Raw genomic sequence first — 14,706 nt, 5'->3', positions numbered from 1 at the left:
AATTTTCAAATTTTCATTCCCGAAGGACTGTCTTCTTTTATCCAAATAGCCAGCCCTCCCCCACGTCCACGCGCCGCGATTAAATCTTCTGTGATCAAAAAGAAGCTAAAAAAGGGAAGTTTGGCAATAGCTTGATTGTAAAAATCCTCTGTTTGACTCTTTCCGCCTCGAATTTGTTGTTTGTAAACTACACGACCAAACAAGCTGATTTGCATTTGGGTAAAATCAAAAGTTAACAAGTTTTTTTTCCCTAAATATCTGGCTGGTCCTGTGAGTTTTAACAATAAGGGACCAAGTTGTACCTGATTGCCAATTTCGCCTTTACCATCAACCATATCTGTAGCGGCAAAACAAATGTGTGCTGATGCTAATTTTGGTAGATAAAAACCTCTACCTAATTCAATTCCTCCTCGCTTTTTTAGTTTACGTGTACCAGTGGTGAAATACAGTCGCCATTGACCAAGTAAAGATGTAAAAGTATATTTTATTTTTTGTTGTTTAGTAGTTTTTTCTGCTTGTAATAAGGCATTTACGACTGCTGTAGCCCTGGGGCGATCGCCTGTTTCTTGGCGATATGCAAACACAGCTTGATGAAGTACGGTTGCAAAATCTGCTGAAGTTGGTGATGTTAAGTCAGGCGATCGCATTGAGTCAATCTTTGTTATGCGCGACAAATGGTTGGAAGGCTTTAAATCCCGTGAGAATAATTTCACGTTATGCGTGAACCCACAATTAATTATATTGCTCTAGCAATATTTCTATACTCGCATTGTAATCTAAAAAAGAAAACAAATGCTTATAACGAAGCCTACCTTGTTGATCTAAAACAAATTGTGCTGGTAAAGGCGCTCCCAAAGCTTGCCCAACATTATAAGTGCGAAACACTCGGCAGGTAGGATCACTCAGCAACGGCATTTTCAAGCCTAAATCTTTGACAACTATTTGACTTTGTCGTTCATCGGTACTAGTAATCATCAAAACTTCTATACCCTGATTTTGAAACTTTTCGTAGTTTTCATTCAAGGCTTTAATGTGTGGATAGCAAAAGGGACAATATTGTTTTTCTGTAAAAATCCGAGTAAAAGCAAGTAATACTGGTTGCTTATTTCTGTAATTTGATAATTTGAGCAAAGTATTGTTGGTGATATCTGGCAGTTGAAAATCTGGTGTTAAAAATCCTAATGGTATTTCATTAGCTGCTGGAATGGGTAAAAAATTCCGAAAAAAGCGCTCATTAAATAAACCGCTAAAATCAGTTGTAACTAACATAATTTATCCTCAATAAAAATATCAAAGCTATTACATAAACAAACCACAGAAAAAATATAAAATGCCACCGATTAATTTATATCTGTGTGCATAATATATCTCTGTGGTTAATTTAACTTATTAGACAGATTTGACATCTTGCGTTAGAGAGATTGGCTAGGCGATAAGCCTAACGCCAATCTAAGCTGGAATATACCAAGCCTCTGGGCAAGGTAGAAATTAAACAGCAGAGAAGTAAACTTTAGACTTGACAGGATCAGGAACCATGGTCTTGTCACCAGGCTGCCAACCAGCAGGACAAACTTCATCGGGGTGAGACTGCACGTACTGAATAGCTTGCAATGTCCGCAGAGTTTCATCTACGTTACGACCAAAGGCGAGGTTGTTGATGGTCGCGTGTTGGATGACACCATCTTTGTCGATGATGAATAAACCACGCAAGGCTATACCAGCTGCTGGGTCAAGGACATTGTAAGCGCTGCTAATCTCTTTCTTGATATCAGACACAAGGGGATAGTTGAGATCACCAACACCTCCAGACTTGCGATCAGTCTGAATCCATGCTAGGTGTGAAAATTCGCTATCAACAGACACACCTAGTATTTCTGTGTTAATCTTTTTAAAATCTTCGTAGCGATCGCTAAAAGCTGTGATTTCTGTAGGACAGACAAAAGTAAAGTCTAGGGGATAGAAAAACAGAACAACATACTTACCGCGATAATCGGAAAGTTTTATTGTTTTAAATTCTTGATCTACCACAGCAGTTGCTGTAAAGTCGGGAGCTGATTGACCAACACGGAGGCATCCTTCTGTAGACATATACTAATTCTCCTTGGAAATTATTTTCGTCTAGTAGTCCGCCAAAGTTTCTTTGGCGGTTTGGAAAAGAACATAGTATCAGGGGCTTATTTACCCTCTAATCCACGCAATTCTTTCCCAACCAATACCCTGAATTTTGGGTTGGCTAAGTACTAACTGCCCACTCATATTGGGTGTATAGGTAACGCTTACCTATTTATGCCCTGACAGCTTAATTACGAACTGTTACAACTATATCATACTCATAACGATTTTGAGTAGCAAATGGTCGATTTAGATACAAGAGAATGGTTGCTCACAAATGGCTTGGGAAGTTTTGCCAGTGGTACGGTTTCTGATGTCCGCACTCGCACTTATCATGGTTGGTTATTTGCTGCGACTAATTCGCCTTCTGGACGAACTCTACTGTTTTCGCATCTAGAAGCTAGTTTGGAACTACCAAAGCAAGTTATAGCATTGGGGACAAATTTTTGGGGTGGTGGTCAGATTGATCCGACAGGTTACGAACTGTTACATCATTTTGATATTAATCCAGTTCCCAAATGGGTTTGGGGTCAAGATGACTGGCAGCTAACTAGGCAGTTGATAATGCCTCACGCTTGGGGAGAGAGGGAAGAAGGGGGACAAGGGAGCAGGGACAAAGGAGCAGAAAGACGCGGGGACGTGGAGAATAACCAATGCTTAATATCCAATGCCCAATTCCGATTGTGTCATCGCCTTTTAATTCAATATCGTTATGACGGTAGGGATGAGGCGATTTTGAGGTTACGACTACTAATCAGCGATCGCGATTTTCATAACCAGCAAAAAGCTACTCCACAGTTACAGTTTTCACAATTGCTAGGACAAAGACAAGTCTGTTTTCAAGGGATTAACTCAGGAGAGTTTGGCACACCTTGGCACTTACGCTGGACACAAGGCAGTTACCAACCAGATGGATTTTGGTATTGGAATTACCATTTACCAGAGGAGACAAGGCGAGGATTGAGCGATCGCGAAGACCTCTACAGTCCTGGTTATTTAACAGTTACACTTGCACCAGGGGATATAGTCACTTTAGAAGCAAAGGTGGGTTTTCCCGATCTTCTACAAAGTTCTCTGACGGACGAGACTTTTGGAGAAGTTGTTGAAGACGAACAAGAACGGCTATCTTTAGTATTTGGATGGGATAAAAAAGGGGCTAGTGATAGGGGATTAAGAACTAGGGACTTGGTGAACTTGAACAATTATTTTCCTACTAACCAATACCCAGTACCCAATACTCAGTATCCTATTTGGCAGCAATTACTAAAAGCCAGCGATCAGTTTGTCATTTTGCGAACCTCTAATCATGAACCTACTTTCATAGCTGGTTATCATTGGTTCAATGATCGCGGACGTGATACCTTGATTGCTTTACCAGGTATAGCGTTGCTGAGGGGGCGATTTGATTTGGCAAAAGGACTGATACAGAGTCTTGGACGTTACTGTCGCCACGGTCTGATCCCAAATTTGTTTCCGTGTCTGGAAAGTGAACCTGTTTACAATAGTATTGATACGGCTTTATGGTGGATTGAAAGCTTAGGACTATATTTAGAAGCAACTCAAGACTGGTTGTTTCTAGCAGAGCAATACTCAGTAGTACAACAAATTTATAAAGCCTTTATTGGTGGTACGCGCTATAACATTCAAGTTGATGCTACCGATGGACTAATTGGTTGGGATGCTCGTGGTGTAGCCTTAACTTGGATGGATGCAGTAGTTGATGGACAAGCAGTTACACCTCGTTGTGGTAAGCCAGTAGAAATCAACGCTTTGTGGTACTCAGCTTTATGCTGGGCTTCTCGGTGGGCAGAAATTTTGAGTGAGCAAGAATCGGTCGCCGAAACAAGTCGTTTGGCAAAACAGGCTCGACGTTATAGTCAGCAAGCCCAACAAGTCAAAGACTCACTCCAAAAGTTCTGGAATTCCCCGTTGGGCTATTTATACGACACTATAGAGCCAGATGATCGTCGTAATTCTCAGGTTCGCCCAAATGCTGTGATTGCGCTTTCCCTGGCCCATTGTGCGTTTTCTATTCAACAGGGGCGTCAGATATTACAGTTGGCTACTGAACGCTTACTCACGCCCTATGGTCTTCGTACCCTTGATCCAAGTGATCGAGAATTTATCGGTAAATATGCGGGTCATCCACAACAGCGCGATCGCTCTTACCATCAAGGTACTGTTTGGTGCTGGCTAATTGGCCCTTTTATTCGAGCTTGGAAACGTTTTTATGGCACAGAACAGTTACCTTTTGAGTGGGAACCTCTGTTAGAGCATTTTCTTGCTGACGGCTGTCTTGGCTCAATTTCGGAAATTTTTGATGGTGACGCGCCACACACACCTAGAGGAGCGATCGCTCAAGCTTCGTCAGTTGCTGAGGTACTCCGTCACCTTCGCAGTTAAAATCACAAAAAAATTTATTTTTTTAGTGGCTCAGGTGTGATTCGAACACACGACCTAGGGCTTATGAGTCCCCCGCTCTAACCTACTGAGCTACTGAGCCAAACTTTTATCACCGATTTTTAAATATAGCATACTAGTTTTGTAATTGCTAGTCTTACATACCTAGAATTTTTGATTTTTTTGTTGGTTATCGATGAGAATTTGTAAATCCCACACTGTACTTGGTATTCCAAGCCAGTGTGGGTGATTTACTAGCAGAGAGAAACTATATACGTTGTTGTGGTGGCAAGAAGGCCATAGGATTGACTGCACCTTTACCAGATGGATGGATTTCAAAGTGGCTATGTGGGCCTGTGCTAAAGCCAGTGCTACCCATTTCAGCAATCATTTCACCTTGGTTTATTTGTTGACCTGTTCGCACCAAAACTTTGCTGTTGTGACCGTAACGAGTCAAACTGCCATCAGCATGACGGATATCCACAACGTTACCGTAACCACCGTTATTCCAACCGGCTTTTTCTACAACACCACCAGAGGAAGCATAGATCGGTGTACCAGTACCGTTAGCGATGTCGATTCCTTTGTGCATCCGTCCCCAACGCCAACCATAACCAGAGGTGAGAACTCCTTTAGCGGGCCAAATATAGCCTTTAGATGTAGGCGTAATTTCTTCAATTGGTTTGGGCAGGTATGTATCAACTGCCGCTAATGGTGGTAATTCTGGAGAAACTTGAGTTCCTCGCTTGGCATTAAAAGACTGAGGTAGATCTCCACCTAAACCAGGTGTTGCTACCTTTTTATTTTGATTGGCAACAAATTCTGGATTAACTGGCTCATTATTCTGTCTATTAGAGCGGAATGAGGGATTAGTCGGCTGCACACTGTAGGTTGATCCCTTTGGTTGAGGAACAGGGATTGACACTGGTAGTGAATTAGGTTTAATAGCTGAGGTAGGTACTACTACATTGATAGTAGGTCTGGATACTTTAATAGGTATAGCAACATTATTTGGTTGTGTAACTGGAATTTGTACAGCATCACTATTATTGCTGACTTCCTCTGCTACAACTGTGCTACCAGACTGTTGAGCGCGGTATTTTGCTCGTAATCTCTCAATTTCTGCTTTTAAGCTGTTTAGACGTGAATTTGTATTTTTGCCATTCTTTGATTTGGTAGTATCTTGTCTTCTAGCCAACTGCATTTCGGTAACAGCAGTGGGTATGGGGCTATCACCACCCATGCCATAAGCATTTTCTGTGGTAGCTGTATTTGCTGTCGAATCTGTAGAATTATTATTGGCTGGAATTTGATTGTTTAAAGATAATGACTCTATTGCAGAAGTGCTGGAATCAGCAATTTCTGAATTAGGGCTTGTATTGGTAACTTTGGAATTATGACTCAATTCAAAAGCACTCTCGTTAATCGCTACTGATGTTGGGATGGTAGCTTTGCTTGCTTCAGTGGAAGGAATATTGAGTTTTTGATTAATTTGTAGTTGATTGGGATTATTAAGACGATTTGCCTTAACTAATTCTGATATTGATGTACCATGAGCGCGTGCGATCGCTGCTAATGTATCTCCTGGCTTGACTTCATAGCCAGCGCTAGCCAATTGAGGGACAACTTTCGCTGCTGTAACGGTAGGTGTGATAACTGGGGTTGCAGGTGTTGGTGTCACAGCTGTTGGTGTGGCTGTATTCACCGCATTTTTTTGCTGCTTCAATCTAGACACGAGACTAGCTTGGCTTGCATCACTTTTAGTTTGGGACTGTAGTGTAAAAGTGTTGCTTGTGTCTTGTGAAATTGGCTTAGTAACTACTGTCGTTGACTGAGCTTGATTTACAGCAACTTTGGGTAATTCCGTAGTTCTCTGAGATCTGATTTGTGCCAGACTGGCTCTTAATCGGTCTGATTTTTCCTGCAAGCGGTAGAGTGCAAATTCTTGCTGCGCTTTCAGTTGGGCATTTACTTCGCTGCTAACTGCATTGTTTATTACCACTGTTTGCGGTTGAGCAGCAAAGGATAAAGATGTGGTTTGATTTTGGATTACTCCATAACCATTTGATAATGTTCTAACAGTATCAAGTTGCTTTGTGGCTGTATGTGTATTATTTTTGTCACTTGGAGCACCCAGCCTGTTTGCCTTGGTTGGTACCACAACTGGTGTATGAACTGGCACAGATATTCCTTTTGTGACAACTTGCCATTTTGCTCTCAGCCCAGGCACTTGTGAAATTGCTGTTGGTTCAACTAAAACAGGATTTTCAGGCTGGCTCACCAATGATCTAGTCTCGGACTTGAAATGATTTGTACGAGCAATTTTTAATTCCGCATCGGCCGCAGCAGGAAGGGTTGAGGCTGTATTTTGATTGCCTACTGGTTCCGCCGCCAACGCTTGATCGCTTTGTCGAGTCACCAAAAGGCTAGTCGCTCCCATTGAGATTGCCAAGCCAATCATCGCGGCTTTTGTTGGTACTAGACGGTGAATACGTGAATTAACTGGATTCTGCTGTTCCACCGGTACTTCCTCGCTTTGGGTGTTTTCTAACACAGCCTTATCTCTCTTTTTCAATGCTCGTTTCAAAGACGACCTCCTATGAACACTAGCGCTTAACTGAACCTCGATATTATAGTCGGGTACTAGTCAATGATTCAGATCACATCAAACAACAAAGCAAGACCACATTGGACAGAGATACTTAGGCAAGATTAACTTGCTTCTTTAATTTAGACAAGTTTACTTTTTGAAAATTTTGTAAAAAATTTATTTTTGGTTTACTTGTCTGATCACTGCTCATAACATTACAACGTCTTGCTCTTTTATAGTTGTCTCAAAACTTACTGTCAGGACTGCTTGGAAGAGAAAATTACCGTTTATAGATATTTTTCAATAATCTTCAAAGGTTTTTTGCTCAATCCGTCATCTAAACATGAGACTGTAAGTTGATTCTTCCCCAAAACACAACCGTATCAACTCATAGGCATATTTACACTCCTTTACGTTCCAATAACTTAATGAATGGGTTACAAAGTAGCTCAAATGGTTGATATGACATAGTTTATTGATTTTTGTTCCTCATGCTAGAAAAAATAGAGTTTACAAAAATCTATCGTTAGATTCACCAATTCTGTCTTTTGCCATATACAAATTTCTTATATATGATTAGTATTTTTCTTAAGTATTATTACTTGAGATTTGCGAACTTTGGAACAATAAAGTATATTATACTACCTATAAATAACTCAACTACAGGAGAATTGTATCTATATATTTACTAGATAGATTAAGATTTTATTTATCTAAAAGTATATTCACTTAAACTGTAAATTTATATACCCCTTGTATTCTGTGATTCATTCTAAATAACCCAACTGGCGATACGCTTCAAACAAGCCCACAGCGACACTCACAGAAAGATTTAAACTGCGAACTTGAGATTGACTCATGGGAATGTAGAGAGTGGAATCACAAGTCTTAATCACTTCTGGTGGTAAACCTGTAGTTTCACTACCAAACAGCAGCCAATCATCTGCTTGAAATTGAAATTTGGCATAGTTATAACTACCACGTACACTGAATCCTAGCCATCTTCCTCCTCTTTGCTGATGTAAGATTTTCAAGGCTTCTAAAGACTCGTGATAATGCAGCTTGACATGGGGCCAGTAATCTAAACCAGCTCTTTTAAGATAGCGATCGCTAATTTCAAATCCTAAAGGCCCAACCAAGTGTAGTTCTGTACCTGTGGCAGCACAAGTACGAGCAATATTACCTGTATTCGGCGGTATAAGGGGATTAACTAGAACTACCTGAGGCATTTTTTCCCAGCTTCACAGTATCTTTAAACATAAAGTATAAAATTTTTCAAATCTATCTCTTGATAGAGGCTTCTTATAGTTTTTGTTAATGAATATCAACCTATCATAATTGATTAGAAATTTAAAACAAAACAAAGAAATCCCTCAGATTTTTCTCTGAGAGTGGTTAAAATACTATTTTCCTAAAAGATGATTTTCTATACCCCAAGGTAGATGATTACATCTCTGGAGAGTTTATCAACTTCCTAGAGATTAGGGGTGAGGTGTCAACCCCCTCTTAGGACTGTGGGTTTTTTCCGACAAGTCGTGGAAGGGGGACAAGGAGGACAAAGGAGACAAGGGAAGGGAGAGAAAACTATTCAAAATACCCTGCGAGGACACCAAGGGCGTATAAATTTCAAAATTAAGAATCTTTTTGGCTCAAAATCTAAAATCTAAAGACTTGTTACGCCATTGAGGAGACACATAATTTATCTTCTAATTCTGCTTCACGTTCTTGTGTAGCGCGAATAGCTTGAATAATTGTGGTTTTAGCGCTAAAACCAACAGCATGAAGTTGTAACCATTGTTGAGCTTCATTTCCTTCCCGGAGAATTTTCTGTAAAGGTGAAAGGAAACAACTGAAGCCATTTTGTTTAGCTACTGGCCACACTTGTTGATAAAGTTCAGCAATCCAATTTCTAGCAGTAATAGTTCTGCCATCTTGCCAATGTAGCAGTTGGGCATCAAGACTAGAAGTAGCTGCTGCTATTTCGTTGGTAGCAGTTAAAGAGATCAGTTCCTCTGGAGAAAAAGTACTTTGAGTTAAAGGATCAAGGTGGGGATTGTCGATTAGTTGTAATAGACGTGCTTCTAGCAAAGCAGTAATTGCTAATAAGGAAATAGGGTCTGTAACTAAATCGCAAATTCGCAATTCTAGCCGATTTAAATCATAAGGACGGCGATCGCCATTTGGTCGTACCGACACCCACAAATGACGAACATTTTGCATTGTTCCGGCTGCTAGTTGCTGTTCTACCCATCGGATATGATCGTTATGACTACTAAATAACGGTACATGAGCGGGTGTTTGTGGGAATACACCCCAACGAGTAGAATGATAATTGGTTGCTTTGCTATCTAAAAAAGGAGAAGAAGCACTCAAAGCCAGAAATAAAGGTGCTTCTAGCCGAATCAACCGACAAGCACGCATAAGTAGTTCTGGGTCATTGATGCCAATATTAATATGGACACTAGCCGTAACTACTTTTGTGCCGTAGGTTTGCTCAATAAAAGTATGATAAGGATTTGTAGGGTCAGAACGAAAAAAGCGATCGCTACTACCCAAAGACAAAGTGCTGCCTGGAATGAGAGTATAATTGCCTAACTCTTGGAGATACTCTCGCAGTCTCAGCCGAGGACGTAAGATGGCGCACAATAACTGGTCATAATTATGATTGGGTGCAGTAATATACTCTACATTCCTGCTATCTGGCTCTCTTACATATCCATCCAAAGATGCAGTAATCTTATCAGAGAGACCGACGATTTCACCACTAGCCGTGCCAGTGTACATCTCTATCTCAAAGCCTTTTAATAGCACTTTAATCTTTCTCCTCGGCTCTCCTTACTTCTAAATTGTATCCAAATAGACGATTTTCTGCATTGTTCCCGTAGGAAGAGTTGTTAGTTAATAGTTCAAACACAAACATAGAGCAAAAAACAAGGATGCACCTTACCATCCTTGTTTTTTGCTCTATGTTTATGCTTGTAGACTCAAATTTACTTGTGACGACCACCTAACCACTTAGCAGCAGCAAGTCCTACAATAGCTCCCACAACAGGATTGCTGAGAAAGTTGATAATAGCTGGCTGTTCTGCTAATACTTCTTTGAAAATGTCAGGATGATTGTGATATGCAAATGAGGCGAGTCTGCTAACATCATCTGCACTCATGCGGTTGGGATGGCGAGTAGAAAGACCTAACTGTTGCTCAAGATGGCGATCATCCAATCCTCTTTGCTTGAAGTGTTTGAAAAAAGCGCGTGCTACATCATCTCTTTCATTAGGTTTAATATTAGCGATCGCCTTTTGTAATTCTGGCTCCATTTGGCTAGGAGGAATGCTGTTTGTATTAAAAGAGCGTTCAAACATTTGGCGACGTTCAGACGTTGTTGTACGTTGAGCAAAATCATCAAAGCTTTGATAATCTTGTGATGGATCACCACTAGGAGCATCACCAAGAGACTCAACATCACCCTGAGCCAAATCTCTCATAATTTGGCGCTTATACTCTTCACTGCTACTCACTGTACTAATCTCCTTTTCTTATTCTTGTTGTTAGTTAAGACACTAAACAACACATAACAACCAACAATTTCTAACTGTATTGAACTTGATTGGTTTGAGTATCATACTTAGCTGTCAAAATCAGCTGCTTGTCTGGTGCATATACCAAAACAGTTAAATCTTGACTAGGGAAATTTTTCCGAAAACCTTCAACTAAAGATCTTGCTAAGGAACGTACTTCGTTAGGACGAACTTGTGGGGAAATAACTACACCTAACTTATTGTTATCGCGCACGTAAGCATCTTTGACTAATCCCCGCGAAGTTTGTACAACCCAGTTACCAAAACTTTGTCCAGATGCAGTATTTCCTCGCTCTAATTGTGTATAAGCTACATCTCGACCAACGACTGGCGGATTTGTGGTACGGTCAACTTGGGCTACATTACCACCACAAGCAGTAGTGATAGTTAAAACCAAAATCAAGACAACAGCCGTAATCATTTTACGGCTCTGCTGTAGCAGACTCATTTTTGCTATCTCCTCAAAAATTGCTATTGGAAACAAACAAAACTTTTATTGATGTTTATTATTTGAGCGAGCTTACTATTTAATAAACGTTGAAAAAATGATAGTCACTTTTGATTTGTTTCGTTTAGCTTTGTTTTTTATAAATTAGCTTATGATTTCAAATTTAGCCTTCTTTCCATAGACATATTAGTTACTCTATATAAAGAGAGAGGATAAATATATTAGTTATTAGCTAGGGAGCAATGAATAAATATTAGTAATCAATTAAAAACTCATCATCAGCAAAAAAACATTTCATAAAAACTCCAACTCTTAAGTTATAAAACTATCCCAAATAAGCTTTTTTCACTCGTTCATCCATCATTAATTCCGATGCTGCACCTGTGATAGTAATACAACCAGCTTCTAATACATATCCTCGATCTGCAATTTGTAATGCTAAATTGGCGTTTTGTTCGACTAACAAAATTGTCACACCTGTCGCCCGTAAATTCTCAATAATACTAAATATTTCTTTAACTATCGCTGGTGCTAAACCTAAACTTGGTTCATCTAATAATAAAAGTTTTGGTCTACTCATCAAAGCACGAGCGATCGCTAACATTTGTTGTTCACCACCACTCAGGGTTCCCGCTAGTTGATTGCGTCTTTGTGCTAAACGTGGAAATAGCTGAAATTGCTGCTGAATATCATTCTTTATCTCTGCTTGCTGAGAACGAATATATGCACCTAAAAGCAAATTATCATAAACAGTTTGTCGCGTTAATACTCTGCGTCCTTCTGGACAATGGGCCATACCCAATTGTACAACTTCGTGGGGTTGACGACGGCTGATATTGCGTCCACTGTAGGTAATTTCGCCGCTTTTAGGATTGATAATTTTAGATATAGCCCGCAGAGTAGTAGTTTTACCTGCACCGTTGGCACCGATGAGAGTGACTACTTCACTGTTATTGACAACTAAATTAATATTTTTGAGGGCCTTAATACCCCCATAATTAACATATAGGTTTTTAATTTCTAAAATTGGGTAGCTTTTCTGCTTCTCTGTGTTCATCTGTGTGCATCTTTGGTTTATCAAACATTCAGTATGTTTTTTAGTGTCTTAGTGCCTTGGTGGTTAAAATAAAGTTTTTATAAAATACTAAGACACTAAGATAATTATTAATTATTCATTACCCAAATACGCCTCTATAACAGCTGGATTATTTTTAACCATAGTCGGTTCTCCCAAGGCAATTAAATTACCAAAATCTAAAACCGCAATGCGATCGCACAAACCCATGACTAAGGGTACATTATGTTCAATGAGGATAATCGTTAAATTAAAGCGATCGCGTAAATTGCGAATAAATTCACTGAGTTGCTGCTTCTCGCTGGGGTTCATTCCAGCTGCGGGTTCATCAAGAAGTAAAATTTGTGGTTCTAAGGCTAAAGCACGAGCAATTTCTAGCCGTCGTTGATCACCATAGGCAAAATTCTTAGCTTTTTCCTCAGCGCGTTTTTGCAAACCAACTAATTCTAATAATTCCAAAGCTTTTTGCTTACTTTTACGTTCTTCTGCTGGTGCTGGTGGAACTCCCATCATACCTGTAAGTATATTGCTATGAATATGCAAATGTCGGGCAATGATTGTATTTTCTAGTGCTGAAAGTTCACCAAATAAGCGAATATTTTGGAAAGTCCTAGCGATACCTAAAGCAGCGATTTGGTGGGGATGTAGTTGAGAAATTTCTTGATTTTGATAAGTTAATTGTCCACTAGAAGGTGGAATTAAACCTGTAATTAAATTAAATAATGTCGTTTTCCCAGCACCATTGGGGCCGATTAATCCAAAAATTTCATGTTTTTTAACAATAAAAGATATGTTATTTACTGCTACTAAACCGCCAAAGCGGCGAGTTAAGGATTTTGCTTCTAAAAGAATATCATTTGTCATTTGTTATTGATCGTCTTTTAAAAATATCTGGGGTGACGAGTCCTTGGGGGAAAAAGATGGTTCCCAAAACTATTAGTAAACCAAAAATAATTAATCTGCCATCTCTTAAAAATTGCGCTAGCCAAGTTGGTAAACCGCCTGTGTCAGCGATGCTTCTTAAGACTTCTGGTAAGGCTGTAAATAACATACCTCCGACTACAGCACCTAAAAAAGTTCTCGAACCACCAATTAAGACAAAAGTTAGATAAATAATACTGGCATCAAATGTACCTTGTCGAGCATTCCAAGTATTAAGAAAATGAGCGCTGATTGCACCAACCATTCCAGCTAAAACTGCTCCTAGTGTAAAAGCTAAAACTTTGTAGTAAGTGGGGTTAATTCCCATAGCACTTGCTGCTAACTCATCCTCACGAATTGCGATTAAAGCCCTACCAACACGAATACGTTCTAAACGATAAATCAATATCATACTAATTATTAATAATGGTAGGGCAATCCATAAATATTCAATTTGTGTTGAGAAAGGTTGAGGAATACCAAAAATTCCCACAGCACCACCTGTGATATCCAAATTGAGGGAGAGAACCCGCAAAACTTCGACAAAAGCAATCGTGGCGATCGCTAAATAAATTCCCCGTAACCGCAAAGCTGGAATTCCTACCGCTACACCTAACAATCCTGAAATTACACCAGCAATTAACATTTCCAACAACAGTAATGGAATCGGAAAAGAATCACCACTAGAAGTAAAAACTGTTGTTGATAGAATTGCTGCGATATATCCACCCAAAGCATAAAATCCAGGGCTAGCTAAAGATAATTGTCCAGCCATTAATGGTAAATACAACGATAGTCCTAGCAAAGCTCCCAATACCATAGAGACAATTAAAGCACCATAGATAGCAATAAAATCAGCCATTTGTGTTTAACCTTTACCCCTTTACCTTTCTCCTTTTAATAAATTGTTCCATCTTTATGAGCAAAAATTATAGATTTGCCATCAGGACTAGCTTTTGTGATTAAATCATCATCGGGATAGCTAGCTTGATCATTAGGAGTGCGATCGCCTACTTCCAAATAAACTGCAAGTGTTGATGTCCGATTTACCAAATGATGTCCGTTGGCTTCACCTGCTGGAAATCCCGCCGCCATTCCTGGTTTGAGTACTTCTGCGCCCGCATCTGTAATTAATGTCAACTCGCCTTCTAAAACATAAATAAATTCATCTTGACAAGAATGCCAATGTCGTAAAGCAGAAGAACTTCCAGGTTCTAATTTCACTAAATTTACCCCAAAGTTTTTCAATCCGGCAAAATTGCCTAAGCGTTGCCGAATTCTTCCTGCTACTTTAGGTTTAAATTCATCGGGATAATTGGAACGTGCTTCAGTAGGTACTTTTTCTGGATCAATAATCATTTAATTAACTCTGTAGTGAACAAGTCCTTCAGGAATTGGTTTAATCTGAAATACCCGCCAGAAAAACGCATTTGCTGCATGTTGAGCGCCAGGGAAATTAATAGCTTCGGCAATGCGTCCGTTCTCAATACGAAATAATAATGCCCAAAGCTGATCAATATTCTCGCCTTTTCCTTAATTTTGGACTTTGGACAAGAAGGATGGTTCGCGTAAATTATTTGCG

At 39.6% G+C, this 14,706-nt stretch carries 14 protein-coding genes and 1 tRNA gene; 1 reads left to right on the top strand and 14 read right to left on the bottom strand.

All coding sequences use genetic code 11. The annotated features are described in order from the left end of the window. Positions 1-5: 5 nt before the first annotated feature. The 3 genes from AC5JMK_RS25770 to AC5JMK_RS25760 all read right to left on the bottom strand — a co-directional run bounded on the left by AC5JMK_RS25770 (position 6) and on the right by AC5JMK_RS25760 (position 2,088). A complete protein-coding gene (locus AC5JMK_RS25770) occupies positions 6-647 on the bottom strand; it encodes a hypothetical protein (RefSeq protein ID WP_096678391.1) in 642 nt (213 codons plus the stop codon). 85 nt (positions 648-732) lie between these two features. Continuing rightward, positions 733-1,269: a peroxiredoxin family protein gene (locus AC5JMK_RS25765; protein WP_096678393.1), complete on the bottom strand. Its 537-nt coding sequence runs from the start codon at positions 1,267-1,269 to the stop codon at positions 733-735. A gap of 219 nt (positions 1,270-1,488) precedes the next feature. Next, positions 1,489-2,088, bottom strand: coding sequence for a peroxiredoxin (locus tag AC5JMK_RS25760; protein ID WP_096678395.1), 600 nt, complete (start codon positions 2,086-2,088; stop codon positions 1,489-1,491). Positions 2,089-2,352: 264 nt separating this feature from the next. Between AC5JMK_RS25760 and AC5JMK_RS25755 the strand changes: the two genes are divergently transcribed. After that, positions 2,353-4,515, top strand: a complete 2,163-nt coding sequence (locus AC5JMK_RS25755; protein WP_096678397.1) for an amylo-alpha-1,6-glucosidase — start codon at positions 2,353-2,355, stop codon at positions 4,513-4,515. Between the two features lie 26 nt (positions 4,516-4,541). Here AC5JMK_RS25755 and AC5JMK_RS25750 read toward each other — a convergent pair. From AC5JMK_RS25750 to AC5JMK_RS25700, 11 genes are all read right to left on the bottom strand, one after another. Continuing rightward, positions 4,542-4,615: transfer RNA gene (locus AC5JMK_RS25750), tRNA-Met, on the bottom strand. Between the two features lie 165 nt (positions 4,616-4,780). Beyond that, positions 4,781-7,099 (bottom strand): peptidoglycan DD-metalloendopeptidase family protein, encoded by a 2,319-nt coding sequence (locus tag AC5JMK_RS25745; RefSeq protein ID WP_096678399.1) that lies wholly within the window; start codon positions 7,097-7,099, stop codon positions 4,781-4,783. Positions 7,100-7,869: 770 nt separating this feature from the next. After that, the gene (locus AC5JMK_RS25740; protein WP_096678401.1) at positions 7,870-8,331 is read right to left on the bottom strand and encodes a tRNA (cytidine(34)-2'-O)-methyltransferase; all 462 of its coding nucleotides are present in this window, start codon (positions 8,329-8,331) and stop codon (positions 7,870-7,872) included. A gap of 445 nt (positions 8,332-8,776) precedes the next feature. Continuing rightward, on the bottom strand, positions 8,777-9,913 hold the full coding sequence (gene gshA / locus AC5JMK_RS25735; protein ID WP_096678403.1) for a glutamate--cysteine ligase: 1,137 nt from the start codon (positions 9,911-9,913) through the stop codon (positions 8,777-8,779). Positions 9,914-10,092: 179 nt separating this feature from the next. Continuing rightward, positions 10,093-10,620, bottom strand: a complete 528-nt coding sequence (locus tag AC5JMK_RS25730) for a hypothetical protein (RefSeq protein ID WP_096678405.1) — start codon at positions 10,618-10,620, stop codon at positions 10,093-10,095. 70 nt (positions 10,621-10,690) lie between these two features. Then, positions 10,691-11,128: a hypothetical protein gene (locus tag AC5JMK_RS25725; RefSeq protein ID WP_096678407.1), complete on the bottom strand. Its 438-nt coding sequence runs from the start codon at positions 11,126-11,128 to the stop codon at positions 10,691-10,693. Positions 11,129-11,453: 325 nt separating this feature from the next. Continuing rightward, on the bottom strand, positions 11,454-12,185 hold the full coding sequence (locus AC5JMK_RS25720) for an ABC transporter ATP-binding protein (RefSeq protein ID WP_096678409.1): 732 nt from the start codon (positions 12,183-12,185) through the stop codon (positions 11,454-11,456). Positions 12,186-12,296: 111 nt separating this feature from the next. Continuing rightward, positions 12,297-13,067, bottom strand: coding sequence for an ABC transporter ATP-binding protein (locus AC5JMK_RS25715; protein WP_096678411.1), 771 nt, complete (start codon positions 13,065-13,067; stop codon positions 12,297-12,299). Beyond that, positions 13,057-13,986, bottom strand: coding sequence for a branched-chain amino acid ABC transporter permease (locus AC5JMK_RS25710; RefSeq protein WP_096678413.1), 930 nt, complete (start codon positions 13,984-13,986; stop codon positions 13,057-13,059). Before AC5JMK_RS25710 ends, AC5JMK_RS25715 begins: the two co-directional genes overlap by 11 nt. Before the next feature lie 35 nt (positions 13,987-14,021). Continuing rightward, positions 14,022-14,483 carry a cupin domain-containing protein gene (locus AC5JMK_RS25705; RefSeq protein ID WP_096678415.1) on the bottom strand — a complete coding sequence of 154 codons (462 nt, stop codon included), beginning with the start codon at positions 14,481-14,483 and terminating at the stop codon, positions 14,022-14,024. Beyond that, positions 14,480-14,706, bottom strand: a 227-nt coding sequence (locus AC5JMK_RS25700; protein ID WP_495911290.1) for a hypothetical protein, incomplete at its 5' end; no start/stop codon positions are given. The genes AC5JMK_RS25700 and AC5JMK_RS25705, both read right to left, overlap by 4 nt.

The sequence above is a fragment of the Pelatocladus sp. genome, assembly GCF_059505505.1.
This window is presented reverse-complemented; position numbering and strand designations above follow the sequence as displayed.